This is a genomic window from Lysobacter fragariae, from assembly GCF_054779775.1.
This window is the reverse complement of the sequence record NZ_BAAGXP010000002.1, coordinates 179,453-205,591: the sequence shown is the minus strand read 5'-3', so window position 1 is coordinate 205,591 and position 26,139 is coordinate 179,453. Positions and strand designations below refer to the sequence as shown.

Sequence of the window (26,139 nt, the reverse complement as noted above, 5' to 3'; positions counted from 1 at the left end):
GTCAGTAGAGGTCAGTCCGCTGCTTCGGCTTCACCGCCTGGAAAAAGCTGTTCCCGAGCGTGATGTCGGTAACGAAGCGTGCGACCAGTGCGGGAATCGCGATGCAGGCATGGACGACCATCGCGGCGGCGCAATAGCCGAGAAACTCGACGCGCCTGATCGCCGGCAGCGGCGCATTCGGCCTCACCTCCAGCACCGAATCGCGCAATTGGGAAACGTCACGCCATTCCCCGGCGTCGACACCCATGCGGGCTTCCTTCGAATAGAGATTCCGACTGCGCGCACCACGTATGAAAGCCCGCCACATGCGACGCGGCTCGAGCACAAGCCCCGTTGAAAGCGCGACCAGGTTCATCACAGCGAGCAGTGGCGACGCGAGCGCCGAGCCTGTGCCCAGCTCCCACGCGCTCACCTCGCCTTCCCCGATCCGGCCGACGCTGTATCCGGTGATCAGGTGGTGGAGGTCGTGGTACTTCAGGTAACGGTGCCGGGTCTCGATGTTCGGTAGCGGCACGAGCAGGCAACCTGTGTAGACGGGCACGGTGAGCGGACGCGAACCAACGACCGCACCAAAGCCATGCCTGGCGTAGAACGCGGCCAGTTCTTCTTGCAGGCCCGATGGCATGCCAACCGCATCCGGCGAGGTCATTTCGGCTTCTTCACCGGCCGCTGCCAGCCATCGATGGCCTGTTGCCTGCCGCGCGCGACGCTGAGCTTTTCCGCAGGCGCGTCCTTGGTGATCACTGAACCCGCGCCGATCGTCGCGTTCCTGCCGATGGTCACGGGCGCCACCAGGGACGCGTTGGAGCCGATGAACGCGCCGTCCTCGATGGTCGTCGTCGACTTGTTCGCGCCGTCGTAGTTGCAGGTGATCGTGCCGGCCCCGACATTCACGCCGCTGCCGATCACCGCATCGCCGAGATAGGCCAGGTGGTTGGCCTTGCTGCTGACGCCGAGCTTGGCGTTCTTGGTTTCGACGAAATTGCCGATGTGCACGCCATCGGCCAGCACCGTGCCCGGACGTAGCCGCGCGAACGGGCCGATCTGCGCCGCGCCTTCGACCACGACACCGTCGAAGTCGCAATGCGCGCGCACTTCGGTGCCGGGGCCAAGGGTCACGTCCTTCAGGCGGCAGAACGGGCCGATGCGCACGCCGTCGGCGAGCTTCACCTCGCCTTCGAGCACGACGTCGACGTCGATTTCCACGTCCATTCCGACGCTGACGTTTCCGCGGATGTCGATGCGCGCCGGATCGGCCACGCGCGCACCCTGCAGGCACAACGCGCGGGCGGCACGCTTCTGGAACGCGCGTTCGAGCTGCGCGAGCTGCCAGGGATCATTGGCGCCTTCGGTTTCGATCGCTTCGGCGACGTGGACCATTTCCGCGGGACTGAATTCGGTAGCCGCCGCAGCGAACACGTCGGTGAGGTAGTACTCGCCCTGCGCATTGTCGTTGCGCAGGTGCTCCAGCCAGCGCCGCAGCGGTTCGCCATCGGCGCGGATGATCCCGGTGTTGATGGTACGGATCTCGCGCTGTTCATCGTCGGCATCCTTGTGCTCGACGATGCGCGCGACGCGGCCTTCGGCATCGCGCACGATGCGGCCATAACCGGTGGGATCATCGAGGTCGGCAACGAGTACGGCGAGCCGGCCGGGCGCGTCGAGCAGGCGCTGCAGCGTCGTCGGTTCGATCAGCGGCACGTCGCCGTAGAGCACCAGCACGCGCGCGTCCTGCGGCACGTTGGGCATGGCCTGCTGCACGGCGTGGCCGGTGCCAAGCTGCTCCGCCTGTTCGGCCCACTGCAGGTCGTCCTGACCCACGAAGGCCGCGCGCACGGCGTCGCCACGATGGCCGTAGACGACGTGGATGCCAGCCGGACCCAATGCGCGCGCGCTGGCGATGACGTGGGCGAGCATCGGCTGGCCGGCGATCTTCTGCAGCACCTTGGGCAGGCTCGACTTCATGCGCTTGCCCTCGCCGGCGGCGAGGATGATGACGTGCAGCGGTGCGCTCATGCGGACTCCAAGACCAGGATGCAGTGGACTCCGGCCCTGCGGCCGGAACCACATGATTCTAGCTGCGGTCGCCTGCTAGCATGCCGCGGTGCCGTTCGCCGCCCTTGAATCCTCCCCTGCCCCCAACGTCTGGCCTCGTTTGCTGATCTGGGCCGGTGTCGCCGCGTGCGCGGTGGGCCTTCTCGTCAATGCGATGTGGCTGTCGCTGCCACTCGGCCGCTTTGGCGAGTCTCTGGCGTTGGGTGGTCTGTCGATGCTGCTGGCCTGGCCGTTGCGCCGGTTCGCACGTTGGCAGTGGGCCAGCGCGCTGGCCGCCGTATGGTCGCTCGCACTCGTGTTGCTGACCGGCGTGCTGCCTGCGCTGGCAGTGTCGCTGCTGGTCGCCGCGGGCGTGGCCGTCGGTGGCGCGCTGGTCGGTCGGGGCAATTCCTGGATCGCGCTGCCAGTGGGACTCGCGCTGATCGCGGGCGTGGTGGGCTGGCTGTTGCCAGTGCACGTGCATTTCACCTGGGCGTACGTGCCGCTGTTGGCGATCGTCGCCGCGCTCGGCCATCTGGCGTTGCGCGATCTGGGCGTCGCCGCTTCTCATGGCTGGCGTGAAGCCGTGGAGGCATCGCCCGGCGTCGCCAAATGGAGCGTGATGGCCATAGGACTGGCGTCGGCTGGCGCATGGGTCCCGACCATGCAGTACGACGACCTCGCCTACCACCTCGGCCTGCCGTGGCAGCTGCTGCAGCACGGTCGTTACGCGCTGGACCCGACCCATCAGGTCTGGGCACTGGCACCGTGGGCGGGCGATGTCCTGCAGGGTGTGGCGCAGGTGATGGCGCGCGAGGAATCGCGTAGCGCGCTCAACATTGTCTGGTATGTGGCGTCGCTGGTCGGGCTGTGGTGTATCGGCCTGTCGCTTTCGCTAACGGCGGCGATGCGCTGGGCGATGCTGGCGCTGTTTGCGTCGCTGCCGCTGGTCGCCGGACTGCTGGGCGGCATGCAGACCGAAACGGCGGCAACTGCGGTAATGGTCGCCCTCGCGGCGCTGATTTTTGAGCCATCAAGAGTGCAGCGCCCGCTTGTTGCCGGCGCAGCGCTGATGGCGCTGCTGGTTGCGCTCAAGCCGATCCACGCCCTCGCGGCGCTTCCGCTGCTGGTCTGGGCCGCAGCGCGCTGGCGCAGTTCGCTGGGCACGCGTGCCTTCGCGATCGCGGCGGCAGGTGGCGCATCCGCGGCGCTCATTGCCGGTTCCAGCTATCTCTATGCGTGGAAGATCACTGGCAATCCGTTGCTGCCGGTGCTCAACGGCTATTTCCGGTCGCCTTACTTTGCTTCGCACAATTACGTGGATTCGCGCTGGCAGCAGGGTTTCGACCTGGCACTGCCGTGGGACATGACGTTCGCAACCGCGCGCTACCTGGAGGGCTGGAACGGCGGCTTCGGCTTCGTACTGGTGGCACTGATGGGCGCGTGGCTGATCGCGCTGCACACAAGATCGAGCCGGGCGCTGGCGCTGTGCGCGACGCTGGCAATCGCAATGCCGCTGCTGGTGATGCAGTACGCGCGCTATACGCATCCGGGGGTCGTGCTGCTGATCGCGCCGATGGTGCTGGCATTGCAGCAGTCGGTTTCGCAGCGGGCTGCCCTGCGATTGATCGCGGCCATCGTGGTGTTGAACTTCGCGTTTCAGGCGAATTCGCAGTGGATCCTGCACGCCGCCGGGATCAAGCGCAGCCTGGCTTCGCTCGGAAATGACGTCGTGCTTTTCGAGCGCTATGCGCCCGAACGTGCGATCGCCGCCGCCCTTCGCGCACAAGGCGGTGCGCATCGCGTGCTCGACCTGCATGGCGCGACGCACGCGGAGTTCGCCGGCGACGGTCGTACGCTGGCGTGGTATTCGCCGTCCTTCGAGTCGGCCGGACGCATCGCGGAACGAGATCCCTCCGGTCAGGCGTGGGCGCTCCTGCTGCGGCGCGAAAGCATCACCGACGTCATGCTGCGTCCGGCCTCGCTGACTACCGCGCAGCGGGCGGGACTCGCGCGGGCAGGCGCGGTGCGCGAACGCGTCGTCGACGAGGCGGAGTGGTGGCGGATTCCACCCGGTACGCCGCCATGAGCCTGCTGCGACAGGGGCGCCACTACTTCCTGATCGGCGTGCTGCAGTACGTCGTCGATTGCTCGATGACGATCGCATTGAGCCATTTCGGCCTGGCGGTGGAGCTCGCCAACGTCGCAGGACGCGTGAGCGGCGCGACGCTGGGGTTCTGGCTCAACGGGCGCATCACCTTCGCCAGCGACGACACCCGGGTGGGCCGCCGTCAGCTCGGGCGCTTCGTGCTGATGTGGCTGTTGATGACGGCACTCAGCACGCTTGCGATCGGCGGCGTCGAAAATGCGGCGGGGCTGAAATGGGCGTGGGTCGCCAAACCGGTGATCGAAGTGCTGCTGGCCGGGGTGAGTTTCGTGCTGTCGCGACAGTGGGTGTACCGGGCCTAGCCGCACGCTCGGGCCCACTCCATTCGCGGCTGAGGCGCTGAGTGCCGTGATCGCACCGGCGGATGCGCCGCTTGTGCTCTTCGTCAACGAAGCTCGCGAGCCAGTCACGGTGTACCGCGCGACACCACAAAAACAAAAACGCCGGCACAAGGCCGGCGTTCTGCTGAAGCCAACGAGCCGCTGGCTCAGTGCTTCATGTTCTTGCGCAGACGCTCCAGCGCCTGCAGCTGCACCAGGCTCATCGCCAGCTGCTGCTCGGCTTCGGCCGCGCTCATCTTCGGGTCCTTCTGCGCCAGCACGCGTTCGGCCTCTTCCTTGGCCGCACGGACGGCGGCTTCGTCGATGTCCTGCGCGCGGATCGCGGTGTCGGCCAGCACGGTGACGACCTGCGGCTGCACTTCGAGGATGCCGCCGGAGACGGCAAAATCCAGCTTCTCGCCGCCCGGCAGGGTGACGACGACCTTGCCCGGCTTGAGACGGGTGATCAGCGGCGCGTGCTTGGGCGCAATGCCCAGCTCGCCCTGCTCACCGGTGACAACGACCAGCTCGGCGTCGCCGTGGAAGATCTCGGCTTCGGCGCTGACGATGTCGCAACGGATGGTGGATGCCATGGTTTCTCTCGTTTCCGCGTAAGGGCGGGCTTAAGCCCGCCTCTCTGGTGATGCTGGTTCGCGACGGCGGGCCAAGGCCCGCCCTGCACCGCTTAGGCAGCGATCTTCTTGGCCTTCTCGACCGCTTCCTCGATGCCGCCGACCATGTAGAACGCCTGCTCCGGCAGGTGGTCGTATTCGCCGTCGACGATGCCCTTGAAGCCGCGGATCGTGTCCTTCAGCGACACGTACTTGCCCGGCGAACCGGTGAACACTTCGGCCACGTGGAACGGCTGCGAGAAGAAGCGCTCGATCTTGCGCGCGCGCGACACGGCCTGCTTGTCTTCTTCCGACAGCTCGTCCATGCCCAGGATCGCGATGATGTCCTTCAGTTCCTTGTACTTCTGCAGCGTCGACTGCACGCGACGCGCGGTGTCGTAGTGCTCGTGACCGATCACGTTCGGGTCGAGCTGACGCGAGGTCGAGTCGAGCGGGTCGACCGCCGGGTAGATACCGAGCGAGGCGATGTTACGGCTCAGCACCACGGTCGCATCCAAGTGGGCGAAGGTGGTTGCCGGCGACGGGTCGGTCAGGTCGTCCGCGGGCACGTACACGGCCTGGATCGAGGTGATCGAACCGGTCTTGGTCGAGGTGATGCGTTCCTGCAGGACGCCCATTTCCTCGGCCAGGGTCGGCTGGTAACCCACCGCCGACGGCATACGGCCGAGCAGCGCCGACACTTCGGTACCGGCCAGCGTGTAGCGGTAGATGTTGTCGACGAACAGCAGCACGTCCTTACCCTTGCCCGACGCGTCCTTCTCGTCGCGGAAGTATTCGGCCATGGTCAGGCCGGTCAGTGCGACGCGCAGACGGTTGCCCGGCGGCTCGTTCATCTGGCCGTACACCATCGCCACCTTGTCGAGGACGTTGGAGTCCTTCATCTCGTGGTAGAAGTCGTTGCCCTCGCGGGTACGCTCGCCCACGCCGGCGAACACGGACAGACCCGAGTGCGCCTTGGCGATGTTGTTGATGAGTTCCATCATGTTGACGGTCTTGCCCACGCCGGCGCCGCCGAACAGGCCGACCTTGCCGCCCTTGGCGAACGGGCACATCAGGTCGATGACCTTGATGCCGGTTTCCAGCAGGTCGTTGGCCGAGGACTGCTCCTCGTACGACGGTGCCGCGCGATGGATTTCCCAATGCGCCGAAGCGGCAACCGGGCCGGCTTCGTCGATCGGACGACCGAGCACGTCCATGATGCGGCCCAACGTACCAACGCCAACCGGCACCGAGATGCCGTGGCCGGTGTTGTCAGCGATCAGGTTGCGCTTCAGGCCGTCGGTGGAACCGAGGGCGATCGTGCGCACGACGCCGTCGCCGAGCTGCTGCTGCACTTCCAGCGTGATCTCGGTGTTCTGCACCTTCAGTGCGTCGTACACCTTCGGCACGCTCTCGCGCGGGAACTCGACGTCGACGACCGCGCCGATGATCTGAACGATCTTGCCCTGGTTCATTGCCATAGCCTCTTGATAACTCTTGATTACTTGGTGTGGTGGTGCGTACCGGCCCTGATCGGAATGATCAGACCGCGGCCGCGCCGCCCACGATTTCGGAAATTTCCTGGGTGATCGCTGCCTGACGGGCCTTGTTGTAGACCAGTTGCAGCGTGCCGATCAGCTTGGTGGCGTTGTCCGAGGCCGACTTCATCGCGACCATGCGCGCGGCATGTTCGGAAGCGACGTTCTCGAGCACCGCCTGGTACACCAGCGACTCGACGTAGCGCGTCAGCACGTGCTCGAGCACGCTCTGCGCATCGGGTTCGTAGATGTAATCCCAGTCGTGGTGCGCGACCTGCGTCTCGGCGGCCGGCAGCGGCAGCAGCTGATCGAACGTCGCGCGCTGGGTCATCGTGTTGACGAAGTCGTTGTAGCTCAGGAAGACCTTGTCGACCTTGCCGGCGCTGTACGCGTCCAGCATTACCTTGATCACGCCCACCAGCTGTTCCAGGTGCGGCTTGTCGCCCAGGTGGGTGACCGAGGCCAGCATGTTGACCTTGATGCGACGGAAGAACACCGAGGCCTTCTGGCCGATGGTGACGACGTCGACCTCAACGCCCTGTTCGCCCCACTTGCGGATCTCGCCGAGCAGCTTGCGGAACATGTTGTTGTTGAGGCCGCCGGCCAGGCCGCGGTCGGACGAAACGATGACGTAGCCGACGCGCTTCACTTCCTTGCGCTCGACCAGGTACGGATGCTGGAACTCGGAATTGGCCTGGGCCAGATGTCCGATCACCTGCTTCATCGCGCGCGCGTAGGGGCGCGACTGCTTCATCCGATCCTGCGCCTTGCGGATCTTGGAGGCCGAGACCATTTCGAGCGCGCGCGTCACCTTGCGGGTGTTCTGCACGCTCTTGATCTTGGTTTTGATTTCGCGTCCGCCTGCCATTTCTCTTCTCGGTAGGGCGGGTCTTGACCCGCCATTCGATCGGTTGTCCGCTACGGCGGGTCAAAGACCCGCCCTACGCAATTACCAGGTACCGGTCGCCTTGAAATCGGCGATGCCCTTCTTGAAGGCACCTTCGATGTCGTCGTTCCAGTTGCCGGTGCTGTTGATCGTGTTGATCAGGTCGCCGGCGGTGTTGGCGAAGTGCGCGTGCAGCGCGTCTTCGAACGCACCGATCTTGGCGACCGGCACGTCGTCGAGGTAACCCTCGTTGACGGCGTAGATCGACAGGGCCTGCAGCGCGATCGACATCGGCGCGTACTGCTTCTGCTTCATCAGCTCGGTGACGCGCTGGCCGCGCTCGAGCTGCTTGCGGGTGGCTTCGTCCAGGTCCGAGGCGAACTGCGCGAACGCAGCCAGCTCACGGTACTGGGCGAGCGAGATGCGGATGCCGCCCGACAGCTTCTTGATGATCTTGGTCTGGGCCGCACCACCGACGCGCGACACCGAGATACCGGCGTTCACGGCCGGGCGGATGCCGGCGTTGAACAGGTCGGTTTCCAGGAAGATCTGGCCGTCGGTGATCGAGATCACGTTGGTCGGCACGAACGCCGACACGTCGCCAGCCTGGGTTTCGATGATCGGCAGCGCGGTCAGCGAACCGGTCTTGCCCTTCACCGCACCGTTGGTGAACTTCTCGACGTACTCCTCGGACACGCGCGAGGCGCGCTCGAGCAGGCGGGAGTGCAGGTAGAACACGTCGCCCGGGTAGGCTTCGCGACCCGGCGGGCGCTTGAGCAGCAGGGAGATCTGGCGGTAGGCCACGGCCTGCTTGGACAGATCGTCGTACACGATCAGCGCGTCTTCGCCGCGGTCGAGGAAGTACTCGCCCATGGTGCAGCCGGAGTAGGCGCTGATGTACTGCATCGCGGCCGATTCCGACGCGGTGGCGGCCACGACGATCGTGTGCGCCAGGGCTCCGTTCTCTTCCAGCTTGCGCACGACGTTGGCGACGGACGAGGCCTTCTGGCCGATCGCCACGTACACGCACTTAATGCCCGTGCCCTTCTGGTTGATGATCGCGTCGATCGCCAGCGCGGTCTTGCCGGTCTGACGGTCGCCGATGATCAGCTCGCGCTGGCCACGGCCGATCGGGATCATCGCGTCGACGGTCTTGTAACCGGTCTGCACCGGCTGGTCGACCGACTTGCGCCAGATCACGCCCGGAGCAACGCGCTCCACCGGAGCGGTCATGGTCGAAGCGATCGGGCCCTTGCCGTCGATCGGCTCACCCAGCGCGTTCACGACGCGGCCGAGCAGCTGCGGACCGACCGGCACTTCGAGGATGCGCGCGGTGGTCTTGGCGACGTCGCCTTCGCGCAGGTGCTCGTAGTCGCCCAGGACCACGGCGCCGACCGAGTCGCGCTCCAGGTTCAGCGCGAGCGCGAAGGTGTTGTTCGGCAGCTCGATCATTTCGCCCTGCATCACGTCGGCGAGGCCGTGGATGCGCACGATGCCGTCGGACACCGAGGTGACCGTGCCTTCGTTGCGCGCTTCGGCGGCCAGCTTGACCTTCTCGATGCGGGTCTTGATCAGTTCGCTGATTTCGGACGGGTTGAGCTGCGTGGTAGCCATGGGTGGTTCCCTTGAGCCGACGTTGCCGCCGGTTGTAAATGAATGCGTTTAGTTGGCCAGTGCGGCCTGGAGGCGACCGAGCTTGCCCTTGAGCGAGCCATCGATCACCACGTCGCCGGTATCGATCACCGCACCGCCGATCAGCGATTCGTCGATCGCGGTCTCGAGTTCGACGTCGCGGCCGAAGCGCTTCTTCAGCGCGACCTTGATGTTGTCGAGCTCGGCACCGCCCAGCGCGCTGGCGGAGGTGATCCGCGCCTTGACCACGCGCTCGGCTTCCGCGCGCAGCTCCTCGAACAGGCCGGCGATTTCCGGCAGCAGCGCGAGACGGCGGTTGTCCGCCAGCAGGGCGAGGAAGTTGCGCACGTTGTCGCCGGCACCGTCGATCGCGAGCAGCGAGACGGCATCGGCGTTGGTCAGCTTGGGGCTGCCCAGCACTGCGGCGACCTGCGGATCGGCGGCCACGCGCGCGGCGAAGGCCAGCGCGTTGGACCACGGCGCATAACCGCCGTTGGCGGCGCCTGCGTCACGCGCCAGCCCGAAGGCGGCGCGTGCGTAGGGACGGGCGAGGGTGAGGGCCTGGCTCATCGGTCTCAGATCTCGGCAGCGAGTTCGTCGAGCAGCGCCTTGTGGGCGTTGGCGTCGACTTCGCGGCGCAGCAGCTTCTCGGCGCCCGACACGGCCAGGGACGACACGTGCTTGCGCAGGTCTTCCTTGGCACGGTTGGCGGCGGCGACGATCTCGGCTTCAGCCACGGCCTTCTGGCGGTTGGCTTCGGCGATGGCGTCGTTCTTGGCCTGGTCGATGATCTGGTTGGCGCGCTGATGGGCCTGGTCGATGATCTCGTTCGCCTTGGTACGGGCGAGCTTGAGCTCTTCGTTGACCTTGTCCTGCGCCTGCGCCAGGTTCTTCTGCGCGTTGTCGGCAGCGGCGAGGCCTTCAGCGATCTTCTGCTGACGCTCCTCGATCGCCTTGATCAGCGGCGGCCAGATGAACTTGACGGTGAACCAGATGAGGATCGCGAACGAGATCATCTGGCCCAGCAAGGTGATATTCGGATTCATGTCTTGCCCTGCGATTCGGACCATGTCGCGGCGCATGCCGCGACATCTGCAACGGCGCGGGCGCGAACGCCCGCGTTATCTGATGCTTTCAGCGATCAGGCGCCAGCGGCGGTCTTGAGCGCGGCCAGCAGCGGGTTGGCGAACGCGAACATCATCGCCACGCCGACGCCGATCAGGAACGCCGCGTCGATCAGGCCGGCGAGCAGGAACATGCGGCCCTGCAGCATCGGAACCAGTTCCGGCTGGCGGGCGGCCGACTCGAGGAACTTCGAGCCCATGATGCCGATGCCGAGGGCGGCGCCGAGCGCACCCAGGCCGACGATGATGCCGATGGCGACGGCGGTGAAGCCCTGGATGTTGGCGATGAATTCCATGGTGTATCTCCGGGTTAGAACAGTGCGTGGAAAGGTAGGAAGGTGAAGCGAAGATCTGAAGCGAAATGGATCAGTGGTGCTCGTGCGCCATCGCGAGGTACACGACGGTCAGCACCATGAAGATGAAGGCCTGCAGCAGGATGATCAGGATGTGGAAGATCGCCCACACCGAATTGAAGATCACGCCGGGAATGAAGGTGATCCACGAGGCGAACAGCCCGGCGATCAGCATGAACACAAGCTCGCCCGCGTACATGTTGCCGAACAGTCGCATGCCCAGGCTGACCGGCTTGGACAGGTATTCGACCAGGTTGAGGAACAGGTTCGGGATCGCGAGCACGATCTTCCACCCAGTGCTGTGCGCGTGGAACGGCGCGGTGAACAGCTCCTTGGTGAAGCCCCAGCCGCCCTTGGCCTTGATCGAGTAGAAGATGATCAGGAAGAACACGGTGATCGACATCGCGAACGTGGTGTTGACGTCGGCGGTCGGCACCATGCGCAGGAAGGTGTGGTGCGCAGCTTCCTCACCGGCAACCGCCTTGATCGCGGCGCTCGGCAGGTCCAGCGGCAACAGGTCCATGGCGTTCATGAAGAACACCCAGACGAAGATGGTCAGCGCCAGCGGCGCGATGAAGCGACGGTCGCCGTGGAAAGTGTCCTTGACCTGGGTGTCAACGAACTCGACCACCATTTCGACGAACGCCTGCGGCTTGGAGGGAACGCCTGAGGTCGCCTTGCGCGCCTGGCTCCACAGCAGGAAACAGCCCAGCAGGCCGACGACCAGCGCGACCAGCCACGAGTCGATGTGGAAACCGCCACCACCCACCTGCACGGTGTTGTGGGTGAGGTGATGAACGATGTATTCGGTCAGGCCGCCGGAACTTGTTTCAGCACTCACGCAATCGTCCTCAGGTCCACTGTTTCGCCGCGATCATTCGCGAGCCAACCAATTCATGCTTGCCAGGAAAGCCACCACGGCCAGGGCCGCACCGGCGAGTACCGGCAGGGCCGGCAGCCGCCATACTGCGATCGCGAGGAATAACCCCCCAGCGACCACGATCCACTTCAGCGCGAGGCCGACCAGCAGGCGCCAGAGCGCCACACCCGCCGTCGCCACGCCCCCCGAGAGTCCTTTCCAAGCTGCCAGCAGGCCGCCCAGGGTTATTACCAGCCCACCTGCCAGGACTCCCAGCGCAGCCTCTCGACCGGACAGCAAGGAGACCAGGGCCGCCGCCAGCGTTACCGCGGCCTGGAGGGCCGCCGAACGCTGCGCCAGCCGCCGGCCCGCAGCGACGGAGTTGAGCACGCGCGAGTTCCGGGGATGGGAATGGCAGGGGCCGAATGAAAACCGCCCCGCGAAGCCGCAAAAGTATAGCAGGGGGGCTTTTTCCGGGGCAACCGGAAAAAGTCCGCAGCCAAGCGGCGCGGGCCTCCTACAGGACACCAAATCAATGACTTGGGACAGCCAGGCGCTCCCGCCCTGCCCGCTGCGGGTCACGGAACCTTTGCCGAAGCGCCCTGTCAGACCTCACAAGGCCTGCCTCCCTTCCTCGTCGATCGTCGCAGGCCTGCGAAGCCCTGGTTCCGAGGCCGGGGCTTCGTCTTTTCCGATCCCGGAACAGACGCGGGGCCTTCGCCCGATCAGCCGGACGAGCCGTCCAGCGCCCAATCGGCCGCATCCTCTGCGTGGATCCGGGCGGTGTCGAACAACGGCACCGGCGCATCCGCGTCTCCGACCAGCAAGCCGATTTCGGTGCAGCCCAGGACGATGCCCTGCGCGCCGTGCGCCACCAGGTCGGCGATGACCTGCCGGTAGAACGCGCGCGAGTCTTCGAGGATGCGGCCTCGGCACAGCTCGTCGTAGATGATCGCGTGGATGCGCTCGCGCGCCGCTGCGTCAGGCACGAGCACCTGCAGTCCACTGCTCTCCAGGCGCTCGCGGTAGAACGCCTGCTCCATCGTGAAGCGGGTGCCGAGCAGGGCGACGCGCGCGATGCCTGCGGCGTGGATGCGACGCGCAGCGGCGTCGGCGATATGCAACAACGGGATGTCCGTCGCTGCTTCAACCTGCGGGGCGACCTTGTGCATGGTGTTGGTGCAGATCAGCAGCGCGTCCGCGCCGGCCTGCTGCAGGCGCACCGCCGCATCGGCCAGCACCGCGCCGGCCGCGTCCCATTCGCCACGATGCTGCAACGCCTCGATTTCCGCGAAATCCACGCTGTACAGCAGCAGCTTCGCCGAATGCAGCCCGCCGAGGCGCTCGCGCACGCGTTCGTTGATCAGCCGGTAATACGGCAGCGTCGATTCCCAGCTCATGCCGCCGAGCAGGCCGAGGGTGCGCATGGGTGACTCCATCGTGACGGACGAAGTTCAGGATAAGGCGCAGGCACCCGCTCCCTGCGCCTTCATCCGCGACACAGCGTTGCGCCGTGCCGCGGGCTACGACTACTTCTTCTTCGGGATGTAGAGGTCGGTGATCGTGCCGTCGTACACCTCGGCCGCCATGCCCACCGACTCGCTCAGCGTGGGGTGCGGATGGATGGTGGCGCCGATGTCGTGGACCTCGCAGCCCATTTCGATCGCAAGACCAATTTCGCTGATCAGGTCGCCAGCGTGTACGCCGACGATGCCGCCACCGATGATGCGATGGCTGGCTTCGTCGAAAACGAGCTTGGTGAAGCCTTCGGTGCGACCGATGCCGATCGCGCGGCCCGACGCCGCCCACGGGAATTTGCCGACGCCGACCTTGAGGCCCTTGGCCTTCGCCTCGGTTTCGGTGACACCCACCCAGGCGATTTCCGGGTCGGTGTAGGCCACCGACGGAATCACCCGCGCGACCCACTCCTTCTTCTCGCCGAACGCGACTTCCGCAGCGAGCTTGCCTTCGTGCGTCGCCTTGTGCGCGAGCATCGGATTACCGACGATGTCGCCGATGGCGAAGATGTGCGGCACGTTGGTGCGCATCTGCCGATCGACAGAAATGAAGCCGCGATCGGTGACGTTGACGCCGGCCTTGCCGGCATCGAGCTTGCCGCCATTTGGCGAACGGCCCACGGCCACCAGCACGCGATCGAACACCTGCGCGTCGATCGATGCGGGCTTGCCGGCTTCGGCGTTTTCGAACGACACCTTGATGCCGCCCTTCTGCACCTGCGTGCCCGCGGCTTTGGTCTTGAGGTGCACGGCGACGCCCTGCTTCTTCAGGCGGTCGGCGAGCGGCTTGACCAGGTCGAGGTCGGCGCCCGGCATCAGCTGGTCCATGAATTCGACCACGGTGACCTGCGACCCCAGCGCGCGATACACCGTCGCCATTTCCAGGCCGATGATGCCGCCGCCGACGACGAGCAGCTTCGCGGGCACGTCGGCGAGGTCGAGCGCGTCGGTGGAATCCATGACGCGCTTGCCGAGCGCATCCTTCTCGTCCCACGGGAAACCCGGCAGCTTCACCGCCTGCGAACCGGCGGCAATGATGCATTGCTCGAATCGGATCAGCTGCGTGCCGTTGGGGCCGCTCACTTCAAGCTCATTCGGCGACACGAACTTGCCCGTGCCTTCGACCACGCGCACCTTGCGCTGCTTGGCCATGCCGGCCAGGCCTTTGGTGAGCTGGCCGACGACCTTGCCCTTGTAATCGCGCAGCTTGTCGAGCGTGATCTTCGGCTTGCCGAAGTCGATACCGTAGTCGCTGGCATGCGCGGCTTCGTCAATTACGGCGGCGGCGTGCAGGAGCGCCTTCGACGGAATGCAGCCGACATTGAGGCAGACGCCGCCCAGCGACGCGTAGCGCTCGACCAGCACCGTGTCCATGCCCAGGTCGGCGGAACGGAACGCAGCGGTGTAGCCGCCCGGTCCCGCGCCGAGCACGAGCATGCGGCATTCGACATCGGCCTTGCGGCCCGACGCGGCGGCAGCCTGTGGCGCAGGCATGGCGGGTGTTGCAGGCGCTGCTGCGGGCGCTGGCGCCGATGCGGGAGCCGGTGGGGGCGAAGTTGCGGAAGCAGACGCGGCGGCAGGAGTCTGCGCGGACGCGGCACCTTCAACTTCAAGAATCGCAACCACGCTGCCTTCCGACAGCTTGTCGCCGACCTTCACCTTCAATTCGACGATCCGGCCCGCGGCGGACGATGGCACCTCCATCGTCGCCTTGTCGGACTCCAGCGTGACCAGCCCCTGGTCCTGCTTGACGGTATCGCCGACGGCGACCAGCAACTCGATCACCGGCACGTCGTCGTAGCCGCCGATATCGGGAACCTTTACTTCGATGGTGTTGGCCATGGCGGATCAGTTCGTCCCGTTGTTCTTGTCCATTCACTGCAAGGTGCAGCCAGCCCGCATTGCGTCCCGCTGCCCATCGTGTTTCCGGTGCTACCGTGCGCGGTCGGTGAAGGTCGATGCTCATCGACGATGGCTCATCGACGGCAGCCATCGACCTGCCCATCGCAGCGCGACCGCCAGCTCAGTGCACCTGATCCAATGCCTGATCCGATGCGGCCTGCCCGGCGCCGCCATCGATCATGGGTTGGGTCCGGGCCGCGAGCGTGTCGGCCGCCTGCTGCATGCGATCCAGCGACTGGCCCAGCTGCACCCAGCGACGCTCGCGCTTTTCCGCGCCTTCGTCGCTGGCTTCGGTCAGCAGGTCGATCTGCTCGCGCATCAGCTCACCCAGCTCGCAATCCGGGCGCAGCCCGCTCACGCGCAGGTCGCCGGCGACGAACAGCCATGTGTCGGTTTCGCTGAAAGGCGCCTGCTGGCCGGACGGTGCCGCGGCAGCCAACGCGCGTTGCCAGGTGTCGATCACGCGGGTGGCGACCGCCGCCGGGATCGGCACTTCCAGCAGGTCCGGTGCCTGTTGCGTGCGCAGCTCGAGTTGCGATGCACCCCAATGATGGACGCGCTCGTCGGCTTCGGCGTGGCGCAGGGTCCAGTCGCCGCCATCGACGCCCGGAATCAGCATCAATCCGCTTTCCGCGCCCGTCTTGGGCAGCAGGGTAAAGGACCACACCGGCTGGCTTTCGCCCTTGAACAGCTTTTCCACCGCGACGCCATAGTTCTCCGTCGCCGGTGGCCAGCCGCGGCCCAGGTCGATCCTGCAGGCGTCGTCCTTGGCATGGGCGATGGGCGCCACAACCAGCGCCCCCAACAGCAACAGCGAACGCATCACAGCAGCACTCTCCTCATGTCGGCCAGCAGCTGGGCCAGGTAAGCGGTAAAGCGTGCTGCGGCGGCGCCGTCGATCACGCGATGGTCGTAACTCAGCGACAGCGGCAGGACCAGGCGCGGCGCGAACTGCTTGCCGTCCCACACCGGTCGGATCGCGGACTTGGACACGCCGAGGATCGCCACTTCCGGCGCATTCACGATCGGCGTGAACTTGGTGCCGCCGATGCCGCCCAGCGAGCTGATCGAGAAGCAGCCACCGCTCATGTCGGCGGGACCCAGCTTGCCGTCGCGCGCCTTTGCGGCGAGTTCGCCGGTTTCCTTCGCGATCTGCAGCACGCCCTTCTTGTCGACGTCGCGGACTACCGGGACAACGAGGCCGTTCGGCGTGTCCGCGGCGAAGCCGACGTGGCAGTACTTCTTCAGCGTGAGGTTCTCGCCCGAGGCATCGAGCGAGGAATTGAACGTCGGGTACTTCTGCAGCGCAGCGGCCGAGGCCTTCATCAGGAAGGCGAGCATGGTCAGCTTGATGCCGGCCTTCTCATTTTCCTTGTTGAGTGCGACGCGCAGCTCTTCCAGATCGGTGATGTCGGCATCGTCGTGCTGGGTGACGTGCGGGATCATCGCCCAGTTGCGGGCGAGGTTGGCACCGGAGATCTTCTGGATGCGCGAGAGTTCGCGCGTTTCGATTTCACCGAACTTGCTGAAGTCGACCTTCGGCCACGGCAGCAGAGCAAGCCCTCCAAGAGCGGGACCACCACCGCCACCACCCGCGGCCGCAGGTGCACCGGCCACGGCGCCGCCCTGCAGCACCGATTTGACGAATTTCGCCACGTCCTCGCGGCTGATGCGGCCACCGCGTTCGCTGCCCTGCACGCGCGACAGGTCGACGCCGAGCTCACGTGCGTACAGGCGCACGGCCGGGCTGGCGTACGGCACCTTGTCGGGCATCAGCTCGTCGGCGGTGAAGGCGACCGGCGGGGACGTAGGCGACGACAGCTTCGGCGGCGCGGCTTCCGGGTCGATGCCGGGCTTGCTGTCGAGGACGACGGCGGGCGCAGCGGATGCGGCGCTGGGGCGGACGGGTTCGGGAGCGGGCTTCGGGGCCTCGGCTTTGGCGGCCTCGACCTTGGGTGCCTCAGGCTTGGCGGGCTCGGCCTGGGCCGGCGCAGCGCCTGCAGGCTCGATCAGGGCTACGACGCTGCCTTCGGCAATCTTGTCGCCGACCTTGACCTTCAGCTCGCGTACGACGCCGGCGAAAGGCGCGGGGACCTCCATCGTCGCCTTGTCGGATTCCAGCGTGACCAGGCCCTGGTCCTGGCTCACCGTGTCACCCACGGCCACCAGCAGTTCAATCACCGGCACGCCATCGTAATCACCGATGTCGGGGACGCGTGCTTCCTTCAGCTCAGCCATGGGGGCTCCGCAATGCGCGAAAGCGCCTATTGTGGCCGCTGGGCCGCGGGGGCGCCAATCGTGGGTCCGGTTCATGGCGAATCGTCACAACGCGGCGGCCGCGACGGGCCGGCGGTCCGGACACCATGGCGGTTTCGATCCGGGACGCGCCGCTTGCCCCGGTCAGGACGGTGAACGGGGTTTTCACAAACTTTTTCCTCCAGCGGGCTAGCCTGCCTCGCCTGGACCTGGAGCGACCGTATGACCACCAAGCTCGACAAGCCGATCCGCCGCGAGATCGAAATCGACGAAAAGGCCTACACCCTCACCATCGACGGCGAAGGCCTCAAGTTGGTGGAGAAGGGACGCCGCAACGGCCGCGAGTTCCGCTGGAAGGAACTGCTGGGTGGTGAGGCGCGGGACAGCGGCAACGGCGGCTGATTCTCGCGGCTTCCTTCGACTTCGGCGCTTTGCGCCTACGCTCAGGATGAGCGGGTGTCCGGGTTGGACTGCGCTCATCCAAGCGTCACGGGCGTCAGCCCGTGGGGCCGGGTTCCTCCAACGGCCCCGTAGCCAACCTACGGGTGCTCCGCCTCGATGTGCACCCGCTCGCGGCGCAGCAGGTACAGACCGCTGGCCATGATGATCCCCGCGCCTACCCAGGTCACCGCATCGGGCAGGACGCCCCACAGTGTGGCGTCCACCAGCACGCCCCATACCAGCGCGGTGTATTCCAGCGGCGCGATCAGGGAGGCCTCGCCGAGGCGGAAGGCCTCGGTGATCGTGTACTGGCCCAGCGCACCCGCGATGCCGACACCGGCAATCAGCCCGGCGTGTTCCAGCCGCACCGGCACCCAGTTCGAGCCGGCCAGCAGCCACGACCCCAGCGCCATGAACGCCAGCAGCCACACCATCAGCGCCTGCGTGGTGTCGGTGCGGGCGATGATCCGCACGGTGATCGCGCCCACCGCATAGCCGAACGCCGACAGCAGCACCGCCAGTCCGGCCAGGCTCAGTACACCCTGCCCCGTGGGCCGCAGCACGACCAGCACGCCGATCAGTCCGATCGCGATCGCGGTCCAGCGCCGCGGCCCGACCTTCTCGCCGAGGAACGGCACCGACAACGCGGTGATCATCAACGGCGCGACGAAGAAGATCGAATACGCCGTGGACAGCGGCAGCGTGCGCAACGCATAGACGAAGCCGGCCATCATCGCGATGCCCAGCACGCCGCGCAGCAGGTGCAGCGACCAGCGCACGCGGAACAACGGCTTCACCCCGCCGGTCCATACCGCCCACGCCAGCACCAGCGGCAGCGACGACGCGCCCCGGATCGCCGCCACCTGGAACGAGGGGTAATGCGCGGTGAGCAGCTTCAGTCCCGTGTCCATCAGGCAGAACATCAGCACCGCGGCGAGCATCAGTATCGCCGCGCGTCCCTGGCGCTTGCGCGTGGCCGCGGCGTCCGTCCGCGCAGCGTCCCGACCGGCGTCGATGTCGCTCAAGCGCCGCTTCCTTCGCGCAGGCTGGCGATGTCGATGACGAACCGGTAACGCACGTCCGCCTTCAACATGCGCTCGTAGGCCTCGTTGATGCGGTCGATGGCGATCAGTTCGATGTCCGAGGCGATGTCGTTTGCAGCGCAGAAATCCAGCATTTCCTGGGTTTCGCGGATACCGCCGATCAGCGATCCGACCAGGCGCCGGCGCTTGCCGACCAGCGCGAACGCCGACACCGGCGCGGGCACCTCCGGGATACCCAGCAGCACCATCGTGCCGTCCAGGCGCAGCAGCGACAGGTAGTCGTTGTAGTCGTGCTTCGCCGACACGGTGTCGATGATGAAATCGAAACGACCCGCCTGCGCCTTGAACACCTCCGGATCGCGCGTCGCGGCGAATTCGTGCGCACCCAGCGCCAGCGCGTCGTCTCGCTTGGACGGCGAGTGGCTGAGCACGGTGACGCGCGCACCCAGCGCGCGGGCGATCTTCACCGCCATGTGCCCCAGCCCGCCCAGGCCGACCACCGCGACGTCGCTGCCTTCCTTCACGCCGAACTGCCGCATCGGCGAATACGTGGTGATGCCCGCGCACAGCAGCGGCGCAGCGCGATCCAGCGCCAGGCCGTCGGGAATGCGCAGGACGTAGTCCTCGTTCACGGTGATCCGGGTCGAATAGCCACCGTAGGTCGGCGCGCGGGTGCCGCGTTCGCGGCCGTTGTAGGTCGCGGTCATGCCCTGGTCGCAGTACTGCTCCTCGCCTGCCTGGCACGGGCCGCAGGTCCGGCACGAATCGACGAAGCAGCCCACGCCGACCGCATCGCCGACGCGGTAACGAGTGACACCCGCGCCGACCTTCGCCACATGGCCGACGATCTCGTGCCCGGGCACCATCGGGAACAGGCCGGCGCCCCATTCGTCGCGCGCCTGGTGGATGTCGGAATGGCAGACGCCGCAATAGGCGATGTCGATCAGGACCTCGCGCGGACCGGGGTCGCGGCGCTCGATCGTGTGCGGGGCCAGGGGCGAGGTCGCCGATAGCGCGGCGTAGGCGGGTGTACGGTGCATGGCAGCTTCCTGGCGCTGTGAACGGCCAGTCTATCCAGCCGCGACGGGGCTTGGGTTACCCTTTCGCCCCCTCGCACAGCAACGTGGTGTTCCATGCCGTCTTTCGACGTGGTGTCCGAAGTCAATCCGCACGAACTGACCAACGCGGTCGACCAGGCCAACCGGGAGTTGACCACCCGCTTCGATTTCAAGGGCGTCGACGCCAAGTTCGTGCTCGAGGAGCAGGTAATCAGCCAGTCGGCGCCGAGCGACTTCCAGCTCAAGCAGATGGAAGACATCCTTCGTGCCCGGTTGATCGCCCGCAGTATCGATGTGCGCTGCCTCGAGTTTGGCGATGTCGAGACCAACCTCGCCGGCGCGCGCCAGAAGGTCACCGTGAAGCAGGGCATCGAGCGCGAGCTGGCGAAGAAGATCCAAGGCGCGATCAAGGACGCCAAGCTCAAGGTCGACAGCCAGATCAATGGCGACAAGCTGCGCGTCACCGGCAAGAAGCGCGACGACCTGCAGGCGGCGATGGCACTGCTGCGCGCAGGCAACTACGAGCGACCGCTGCAGTTCGAGAATTTCCGCGACTGATCGCGCGACCACAGCGGCGCATGTCACGAGGAGGCCACCCATGGCAATCGAACTCGACCACCTGCTGGTGCCTTCGCGTGATCGCTTCGCCGCGGCAAGACTGCTCGCGGACCTGCTCGGCGTGCCGTGGTCGGAAACCGGCGTGGGCCCGTTCTGCCCGGTCTACGTCAACGACGGGCTGACGCTCGACTTCGACCAGGCGACGGGCAGCTTCCCGGTGCAGCACTACTGCTTCCGCGTGTCCGAGGACGACTTCGACGCGATCCTCGCGCGCATCCGCGCGGCCGGCATCGCCCATCGCAGCCAGCCGCACGGCCCGATGGATGGCCGGGTGAACACGCACAACGGCGGCCGCATCGTCTATTGGGATCAGCCCGACGGGCACGTGTGGGAATTGTTGACCGTCAGTTACGCGCGTCGGCCGGCATGAACAGCGACCCCATCGCCCTCACCCGCCGCTGGCTCGAACGTGCGGTGATCGGGTTGAACCTGTGCCCGTTCGCCAAGGCGGTGTACGTGAAGCAACAGGTGCGCTTCGTGCTGAGCGACGCGTGCGACGAGGATGCGCTGCTGCAGCAACTGCGCGACGAGCTGCTGCTTCTGCACGATGCCGACGCGCAACAGGTCGACACGACACTGATCGTGCATCCGCTCGTGCTGACGGATTTCCTCGCCTACAACGACTTCCTCGATCGGGCCGACGGCCTGCTCGCGCAGCTGGATCTGGAAGGCGAGATCCAGATCGCCAGCTTCCACCCGGATTACCAGTTCGCCGGCACCGCGCCGGACGATGTTGGCAACTGCACGAATCGTTCGCCGTTCCCGACGCTGCATCTGCTGCGCGAAGCGAGCGTGGAACGTGCGGTGGCGGCATTCCCCGATCCGGACGTCATCGTCGAGCGCAATATCGCCACGCTGGAAGAACTGGGCAGCGAGGGCTGGCGGAAGCTGCTGAAGTCGTAAACGCGCGACGTAGCAGTGAAACGCTGCATCGAAGCCATCAATGGGCGTCAAAAGAAAACGGCGGCCGTAGCCGCCGTTTCCAGAACTGCCTGACGCCGCTTCGCCGATCAGAAACCGGCGGTGAAGTTCACACCACCGCCCCAATCCGGGCTGCCATCGCTCAGGCCCTTGGTCGCGTAGACCTGCAGCTTGCTGGCTTCACTGGTAGGCAGCGAATAGAAACCGGTGATCTCGCTGCGATCATCGGAACCATCCGACGCCGCCTGGCGCCAGTCGTACATCAGGCCAAGGCTGTGGTTGCCGCCGACCTTCCAGCTGGCACCGAAGTTGGCACCGGCGACGCTGTCCACGTCGATGAAGTCCGAATCGCCCATCACGGTGTAGCTCACGCCGCCGAACAACGTGGTGCCGTTGAAATCGCGGTACACGTCCACCGCCGCGCCGTAGTCGTTGGCGCCGGTGCCCAGGCCCTTGTCCTCGTCGGCCGTGGCGACCTTCACGTTGCCGGTCAGGTCCACGCCCCAGCTGTTGCCGGTCGGGATCGAGTACGTCGCCGACAGGCGCAGGTCGCCGATGCCCGAGGTGGTGCCGGTGGTTGGCGCAGTCGGATCCGGCGGGATGTTGTTGCCACGGCCGCGACCGTGCGGATTGATGTTGATCACTTCGCCCAGGCCCGGCACGACGTTGGCGTCGCCGTCCACGCGCATCCACGGCAGACTGGCCTTGAAGCTCCAGTCGCCGCTCGTGTACTTCGCAGTGAACGGGACAGACAGGATCTTGGTGGTGGTGTCGCTGCCGTAGTCGCCGGAGCTGTAGTCGACGCCGACGCCCAGGCTCATGCCATCTTCGGCATGTGCGATGCCGGCGACGAGCAGTGCGGCGACGAAAAACATGGAACGCTTCATCAAAACTCCCCAGTTCGATTGAGTGGTCAAACACGACGGGCGCCGCTCGGGCGCCCGTCGGTTAATGCAGGTGTGTCAGGTTACGGGCGGCCGCGCTCGGGCTTGTCGGGACGCTCCGGCTTCTGCGGGCGTTCGACGCGATCCGGACGGCTGGGACGATCGACCTTGGCGATGCGGTCCGGCTTGCCGTGCTCGCGGTCGACCTTGGCGACGTGATCGGGCTTGTGGTCCTTGCCGGCAACCGCCTTGTCGTGGCCCTTGCCGCCCGCGGTCTTCGCGGTGTCGCGGCCCTTGCCCGACTTGGCGTCGGCGCTGGCGACGGCGTCGCCGTCCGCGGCGTCATGGCCCTTGCCGTTGCCCTTGATCTCGCCGAGGCTCTTGAAGCCGAGATCCTTGGCGATCTGGCCCCAGCCCATGCCGTCGGCACGCATCTGCAGCAGGCCGCCGGCGTAGGTGGTGGTCGTGGTCGTGGTGCCGTCGGGATTGGTGACAGTGGTGGTGGTGGCGACGCCGAGCAGCGCGTCGTTCACGTTCGCCGCGCTGCCGTTGTCGACCAGCGCCTGCGCCAGTCCGAGCGAATGATCGACTTCACCCCAGCCCATCGGGCCGTTTGGGTTCGCAACAGCCGTTTCCACCGTCACCGTTTCCATGCGCGGCGTGCCGTCGGGATTGGTGGCCGGCGTGCCATCGGGGTTGACGGCTTGCTGCGTTGTCGTGGTGACGACGGTGAAGTCGCCACCGGTGCGCAGCGCGGTAACGGCGTCGCTGGCGGCGACATCATCGCCGGCAAACAGGCCGTCGCTGTACTCGTTGACCAGGCGATCCTGCGGAACGCTGCTGCCAGCGTCTTCGGTCTCCGGCGGCGGCGGTGCGTCCTGCGCGAAAGCAGGAACGGCGGCGAACAGGGTCGCCATCAGTGCCAGGTGCAGCAAGGTCTTCTTTGCGGTCATCTGCGAATCCTCGTCGTTGAGCTGTGTGCCGGAATTACGGCTGGCGGCCAGATGCTAGGCGGCGAAGCCAGTTCGGCAACGCCACATCGGCTTTCGTTCAGCACGGATTTCAGGAATACACGCCAGCGCGTGACGGGGGGCTCAATTCAGGCCGAAAAGCCTGAATTTCTGTTCATTCAGGCGAAAACAATTGTGTGACCTCGGGCACGTGCAGTGCGCGCCACTGGCCGGCCGGCAGGTCACCCAGCCCCAGCCCACCGATCCTGCTGCGATGCAGCGCGTCGACGTGGTTGCCCACCGCTGCGAACATCCGTCGCACCTGGTGGTAGCGCCCTTCGGTGAGGGTCAGGCGTGCACGGCGAGGTTCCAGCATTTCCAGTCGCGCCGGCGCCAGCGGTGTCTTTTCCGATTCCAGCAGCAACGTGCCGCTGGCGAAGATTTCAGCTTCGTCGCCGCGCACATCGTGCGCGAGCGTGGCCTCGTAGACTTTGGCGAGGTGCGATTTCGGCGAGACGATACGGTGCAGCAACGCGCCGTCGTCGGTCATCAGCAGCAGTCCGCTGGTATCGCGATCCAACCGCCCCACTGGCGACAGCAATGGCGAACGCAGGCGGAAGCGCGGCGGCAGCAGGTCGTACACGATGCGCCCCGGATCCTTGGTCGAACACGTGTAACCGATCGGTTTGTGCAGCATCACCAGCAGCCCAGCAGGCGGATCGAGTGGCTCGCCATCGACGCGGATCGTGTCGAACGCGACCTGGTCATCCGCATACAGGACTTCATCGTTGGCATCGGTGATTCGTCCCGCGCGGAACATCGCGGTGACGTCCTTGCGACTGCCGTAGCCAAGGTTGGCGATGAGTTTTACGAGTTTCATGGGCCGGTTGTTCCGTAGTCGGTTGTCGTTGTCAGATGCGGGCTGCGAGGGCGAGCGCTGCCATCCGAGGAAGGATGGCGCTCGTCGCCACTCACTTCACCGCCTCGACCACCTTGAACCCGCTGCGCTGCGCGACGGTGCGCACGGACGTGAATCGCTGGGCCAGTTCGGATTCATAGGGCAGGTGCCGGTTCGCCACCAGCCATAGTCGCCCGCCGCGCCGCAGCGCCTCTGCGGCCACGGCGATGAAGCGTCGACCGATGTCCGGCCGATCCGCTCGTCCCTGCGCGTGGAACGGCGGGTTGCTGATCACCACGTCGAACTGTCGTTGCAGCCCCACTGTCACGTCGTGCCAGTGGAACACGAGTTTCGCCCGCGACTGCAGCGGCGTCAGGTTGATTCGCGCCAGGTCCAACGCACGATGCTCGGCTTCGTACAGATCGACCGAGGTGATGCCCGGGCAACGCGCCAGCAATTCACTCGACAGGTAGCCATAGCCGGCGCCGAGGTCCGCCGCTTCGCCGCGCAGGTCGGCGGGCAGGTTCTCCGCAAGCAGGGCCGATGCCGGATCGATGCGATCCCAGGCAAAGACGCCAGGGCGACTGACGAAGCGACCGCCTGCGATCGGACGCGGCGCGTCCAGCCGCAACCATTCGTCGAACAGCGCCGCGTCCGCAGCACCCTGCAGGGGCGCCGTCCAGAACGCGCGGCACTTGTTCTTGGTCAGGCTGGCCAGCGGGCCGGCGAGGCGCGCAAGATCGGCCTCGCCCGATTTCGCACCTTCGTCGTTGCGTACGCACGCGAGCACGCGGCCACCCGGCTGCGCGTGCGCGATCGCACGCGCGAACAGCGCACGCGCTTCGTCGCGCTGGCGCGTGGGCAACACGAGCACCAGCGGGTAGCGCACGCCCTCCCCTCCTTGGGTGATGTCATCCGCGTGATCCACCAGCGACGGGTCGACAAGCGCAATCCCGGAGTGCTGCAGTGCATCGGCCTGGGGCTTGAATCCCTGCTCGCAGAGCAGCCCGGGGAACGCACGCTGATGCAGTGGCCAGCCGTCGCGCGCGCGCAGGAACAGCGCACCGCCCTCGCCCGGCCACGACAGTGGGCCGTCGATCACGGGCAACAGCAGGGTTTCCAATGCGATGTCGGCGCCTTCTAGTGACACTGGCCTGTTCATCCTTCCAACGAGCGTTCTTCCAGATAGCGCGGATTGTACGGGGCGCCGGCACCGACCCGGCCTGGCGCGTTAACGCCCGGCCAACGCTGGCGCATGCAAGATCCCCTCAATTCCCACAGGAGACGTGCGATGCGAGCCCTCTTCGTCGGCGGCAACGTGGACAACAGCGAGCTGGACCTGGACACCGATCGCCCGCCCCTGCATTACCCGGAAAACACCGGGGCCGGCCATGCGCGCTACCGCCTGCACCACGTCGGCGTGCGCGACGCCGGCGAAGTCGCGTATGCCGTCTACGCGGCGCCGGATCTGGCGGACGAGGTCGTCACCAGCGTCAGCGATCAACGCAACTATCCGCGACGCTTTGCCGCAACGCCTGCGCTGATGGGGCGCTGATCCCCCCGGGGCCAGCGGCAGTACGCGCCGCTGTTTTCAGCAGCATTCAATCAAGCGTGACCGAACAAATGCGATTCGCGCGTTGCGCGCATCGCGATACGCACACAATTGTTTTTCGACCGTTCGTCGGCTCACGCCTTGCAACTGAAAAAACATGCGCGTAAGGTGCGCGACCTTCGCCATGTGGCGACCACAAAAGAATTCTGCATTCCCATGAAACTTTCCTTCGACATCGCAAAGAGCTACGCGCTGCGGCCAAACGGCCACGGCCCGGTGGCGCTGCGCCTGTCGAACCGCGAATGCGGAACGCAGGACTTCATCCCACACGACTGATCCCCGCTCGCGGAGGTCGGTCACCCCGACCTCCCGAGGAACGCGAACGCCCTCGGGTTCACCACCCGGGGGCGTTTTGTTTTTGTCGTTCGCAAGGGGATTTCCTCGGAAATATCGCGATTGCATCGCGCTCCCGAAGCATCCGGGCAATGCTGGCCCGAAGCAGGGAAAGTCGCGAAAGCGCATCGATTGCGCTGTGCCTGGATGCTTCGGCGCGGGCGGCAGCGGATGCGATCGCA

Annotated in this window: 29 protein-coding genes; 8 read left to right on the top strand and 21 right to left on the bottom strand. The window is 66.1% G+C overall.

Features of this window, described 5'->3' with window-relative positions; translation table 11 throughout:
* Window position 1: 1 nt before the first annotated feature.
* A complete protein-coding gene (locus tag ACYVD7_RS03560; RefSeq protein ID WP_460759132.1) occupies window positions 2-649 on the bottom strand; it encodes a hypothetical protein in 648 nt (215 codons plus the stop codon).
* Window positions 646-2,016 carry a bifunctional UDP-N-acetylglucosamine diphosphorylase/glucosamine-1-phosphate N-acetyltransferase GlmU gene (gene glmU, locus ACYVD7_RS03555; RefSeq protein WP_460759130.1) on the bottom strand — a complete coding sequence of 457 codons (1,371 nt, stop codon included), beginning with the start codon at window positions 2,014-2,016 and terminating at the stop codon, window positions 646-648. Before glmU ends, ACYVD7_RS03560 begins: the two co-directional genes overlap by 4 nt.
* Window positions 2,017-2,104: 88 nt before the next feature.
* On the opposite strand from glmU, the gene ACYVD7_RS03550 reads away from it, so the two are divergent.
* Window positions 2,105-4,123, top strand: coding sequence for a hypothetical protein (locus ACYVD7_RS03550; RefSeq protein ID WP_460759127.1), 2,019 nt, complete (start codon window positions 2,105-2,107; stop codon window positions 4,121-4,123).
* Window positions 4,120-4,503, top strand: a complete 384-nt coding sequence (locus ACYVD7_RS03545; RefSeq protein WP_460759124.1) for a GtrA family protein — start codon at window positions 4,120-4,122, stop codon at window positions 4,501-4,503. The genes ACYVD7_RS03550 and ACYVD7_RS03545 overlap by 4 nt, the downstream gene beginning before the upstream one ends.
* A gap of 185 nt (window positions 4,504-4,688) precedes the next feature.
* Here ACYVD7_RS03545 and ACYVD7_RS03540 read toward each other — a convergent pair whose 3' ends face one another.
* The 13 genes from ACYVD7_RS03540 to ACYVD7_RS03480 form a co-directional block, all read right to left on the bottom strand.
* Entirely contained in the window at window positions 4,689-5,114 is a 426-nt protein-coding gene (locus ACYVD7_RS03540; protein WP_460759122.1) for a F0F1 ATP synthase subunit epsilon, read from the bottom strand.
* A 92-nt stretch (window positions 5,115-5,206) separates the two neighbouring features.
* Window positions 5,207-6,607, bottom strand: coding sequence for a F0F1 ATP synthase subunit beta (gene atpD, locus ACYVD7_RS03535; RefSeq protein WP_460759120.1), 1,401 nt, complete (start codon window positions 6,605-6,607; stop codon window positions 5,207-5,209).
* A gap of 67 nt (window positions 6,608-6,674) precedes the next feature.
* Entirely contained in the window at window positions 6,675-7,538 is an 864-nt protein-coding gene (gene atpG / locus ACYVD7_RS03530; protein ID WP_460759117.1) for a F0F1 ATP synthase subunit gamma, read from the bottom strand.
* A gap of 81 nt (window positions 7,539-7,619) precedes the next feature.
* Window positions 7,620-9,170 (bottom strand): F0F1 ATP synthase subunit alpha, encoded by a 1,551-nt coding sequence (atpA, locus tag ACYVD7_RS03525; RefSeq protein WP_460759114.1) that lies wholly within the window; start codon window positions 9,168-9,170, stop codon window positions 7,620-7,622.
* Between the two features lie 48 nt (window positions 9,171-9,218).
* Window positions 9,219-9,758, bottom strand: a complete 540-nt coding sequence (locus tag ACYVD7_RS03520) for a F0F1 ATP synthase subunit delta (RefSeq protein WP_460759111.1) — start codon at window positions 9,756-9,758, stop codon at window positions 9,219-9,221.
* Between the two features lie 5 nt (window positions 9,759-9,763).
* Window positions 9,764-10,234 carry a F0F1 ATP synthase subunit B gene (locus ACYVD7_RS03515; protein WP_460759108.1) on the bottom strand — a complete coding sequence of 157 codons (471 nt, stop codon included), beginning with the start codon at window positions 10,232-10,234 and terminating at the stop codon, window positions 9,764-9,766.
* Between the two features lie 95 nt (window positions 10,235-10,329).
* Complete coding sequence (atpE, locus tag ACYVD7_RS03510) at window positions 10,330-10,608, bottom strand: F0F1 ATP synthase subunit C (RefSeq protein ID WP_460759106.1); 279 nt, start codon at window positions 10,606-10,608, stop codon at window positions 10,330-10,332.
* 70 nt (window positions 10,609-10,678) lie between these two features.
* A complete protein-coding gene (gene atpB / locus ACYVD7_RS03505) occupies window positions 10,679-11,506 on the bottom strand; it encodes a F0F1 ATP synthase subunit A (protein ID WP_460759103.1) in 828 nt (275 codons plus the stop codon).
* Between the two features lie 33 nt (window positions 11,507-11,539).
* The gene (locus ACYVD7_RS03500; RefSeq protein WP_460759100.1) at window positions 11,540-11,914 is read right to left on the bottom strand and encodes a hypothetical protein; all 375 of its coding nucleotides are present in this window, start codon (window positions 11,912-11,914) and stop codon (window positions 11,540-11,542) included.
* A 335-nt stretch (window positions 11,915-12,249) separates the two neighbouring features.
* Complete coding sequence (locus ACYVD7_RS03495; RefSeq protein ID WP_460759098.1) at window positions 12,250-12,963, bottom strand: aspartate/glutamate racemase family protein; 714 nt, start codon at window positions 12,961-12,963, stop codon at window positions 12,250-12,252.
* 90 nt (window positions 12,964-13,053) lie between these two features.
* The gene (gene lpdA, locus ACYVD7_RS03490) at window positions 13,054-14,883 is read right to left on the bottom strand and encodes a dihydrolipoyl dehydrogenase (RefSeq protein WP_460759095.1); all 1,830 of its coding nucleotides are present in this window, start codon (window positions 14,881-14,883) and stop codon (window positions 13,054-13,056) included.
* 181 nt (window positions 14,884-15,064) lie between these two features.
* Complete coding sequence (locus ACYVD7_RS03485) at window positions 15,065-15,766, bottom strand: hypothetical protein (RefSeq protein WP_460759093.1); 702 nt, start codon at window positions 15,764-15,766, stop codon at window positions 15,065-15,067.
* A complete protein-coding gene (locus tag ACYVD7_RS03480) occupies window positions 15,766-17,181 on the bottom strand; it encodes a dihydrolipoyllysine-residue acetyltransferase (RefSeq protein WP_460759090.1) in 1,416 nt (471 codons plus the stop codon). Before ACYVD7_RS03480 ends, ACYVD7_RS03485 begins: the two co-directional genes overlap by 1 nt.
* Before the next feature lie 240 nt (window positions 17,182-17,421).
* On the opposite strand from ACYVD7_RS03480, the gene ACYVD7_RS03475 reads away from it, so the two are divergent.
* Window positions 17,422-17,601 (top strand): hypothetical protein, encoded by a 180-nt coding sequence (locus ACYVD7_RS03475; RefSeq protein WP_460759088.1) that lies wholly within the window; start codon window positions 17,422-17,424, stop codon window positions 17,599-17,601.
* 137 nt (window positions 17,602-17,738) lie between these two features.
* Here ACYVD7_RS03475 and ACYVD7_RS03470 read toward each other — a convergent pair whose 3' ends face one another.
* Together ACYVD7_RS03470 and ACYVD7_RS03465 are read right to left on the bottom strand one after the other, a co-directional pair.
* Window positions 17,739-18,581: a DMT family transporter gene (locus tag ACYVD7_RS03470; protein WP_460759791.1), complete on the bottom strand. Its 843-nt coding sequence runs from the start codon at window positions 18,579-18,581 to the stop codon at window positions 17,739-17,741.
* Between the two features lie 80 nt (window positions 18,582-18,661).
* Window positions 18,662-19,723, bottom strand: a complete 1,062-nt coding sequence (locus tag ACYVD7_RS03465; RefSeq protein WP_460759085.1) for an NAD(P)-dependent alcohol dehydrogenase — start codon at window positions 19,721-19,723, stop codon at window positions 18,662-18,664.
* A 93-nt stretch (window positions 19,724-19,816) separates the two neighbouring features.
* Between ACYVD7_RS03465 and ACYVD7_RS03460 the strand changes: the two genes are divergently transcribed.
* The 3 genes from ACYVD7_RS03460 to ACYVD7_RS03450 are packed head-to-tail and all read left to right on the top strand — an operon-like array spanning window position 19,817 to window position 21,262.
* Complete coding sequence (locus ACYVD7_RS03460) at window positions 19,817-20,299, top strand: YajQ family cyclic di-GMP-binding protein (RefSeq protein WP_460759082.1); 483 nt, start codon at window positions 19,817-19,819, stop codon at window positions 20,297-20,299.
* Window positions 20,300-20,339: 40 nt separating this feature from the next.
* Window positions 20,340-20,729 (top strand): VOC family protein, encoded by a 390-nt coding sequence (locus ACYVD7_RS03455; protein WP_460759080.1) that lies wholly within the window; start codon window positions 20,340-20,342, stop codon window positions 20,727-20,729.
* The gene (locus ACYVD7_RS03450; RefSeq protein ID WP_460759077.1) at window positions 20,726-21,262 is read left to right on the top strand and encodes a DUF1415 domain-containing protein; all 537 of its coding nucleotides are present in this window, start codon (window positions 20,726-20,728) and stop codon (window positions 21,260-21,262) included. Before ACYVD7_RS03455 ends, ACYVD7_RS03450 begins: the two co-directional genes overlap by 4 nt.
* Before the next feature lie 107 nt (window positions 21,263-21,369).
* Here the strand turns inward: ACYVD7_RS03450 and ACYVD7_RS03445 are convergent, their stop codons facing one another.
* The 4 genes from ACYVD7_RS03445 to ACYVD7_RS03430 all read right to left on the bottom strand — a co-directional run bounded on the left by ACYVD7_RS03445 (window position 21,370) and on the right by ACYVD7_RS03430 (window position 25,162).
* The gene (locus ACYVD7_RS03445; RefSeq protein ID WP_460759074.1) at window positions 21,370-22,167 is read right to left on the bottom strand and encodes a transporter; all 798 of its coding nucleotides are present in this window, start codon (window positions 22,165-22,167) and stop codon (window positions 21,370-21,372) included.
* 80 nt (window positions 22,168-22,247) lie between these two features.
* Entirely contained in the window at window positions 22,248-23,117 is an 870-nt protein-coding gene (locus tag ACYVD7_RS03440) for a hypothetical protein (RefSeq protein ID WP_460759071.1), read from the bottom strand.
* Between the two features lie 172 nt (window positions 23,118-23,289).
* Window positions 23,290-23,994: a pseudouridine synthase gene (locus ACYVD7_RS03435; RefSeq protein WP_460759069.1), complete on the bottom strand. Its 705-nt coding sequence runs from the start codon at window positions 23,992-23,994 to the stop codon at window positions 23,290-23,292.
* Between the two features lie 91 nt (window positions 23,995-24,085).
* Window positions 24,086-25,162 carry a class I SAM-dependent methyltransferase gene (locus ACYVD7_RS03430; protein WP_460759067.1) on the bottom strand — a complete coding sequence of 359 codons (1,077 nt, stop codon included), beginning with the start codon at window positions 25,160-25,162 and terminating at the stop codon, window positions 24,086-24,088.
* A 141-nt stretch (window positions 25,163-25,303) separates the two neighbouring features.
* On the opposite strand from ACYVD7_RS03430, the gene ACYVD7_RS03425 reads away from it, so the two are divergent.
* Together ACYVD7_RS03425 and ACYVD7_RS03420 are read left to right on the top strand one after the other, a co-directional pair.
* The gene (locus tag ACYVD7_RS03425) at window positions 25,304-25,567 is read left to right on the top strand and encodes a hypothetical protein (RefSeq protein ID WP_460759064.1); all 264 of its coding nucleotides are present in this window, start codon (window positions 25,304-25,306) and stop codon (window positions 25,565-25,567) included.
* 138 nt (window positions 25,568-25,705) lie between these two features.
* Entirely contained in the window at window positions 25,706-25,900 is a 195-nt protein-coding gene (locus ACYVD7_RS03420; protein ID WP_460759061.1) for a hypothetical protein, read from the top strand.
* Window positions 25,901-26,139: the final 239 nt, after the last annotated feature.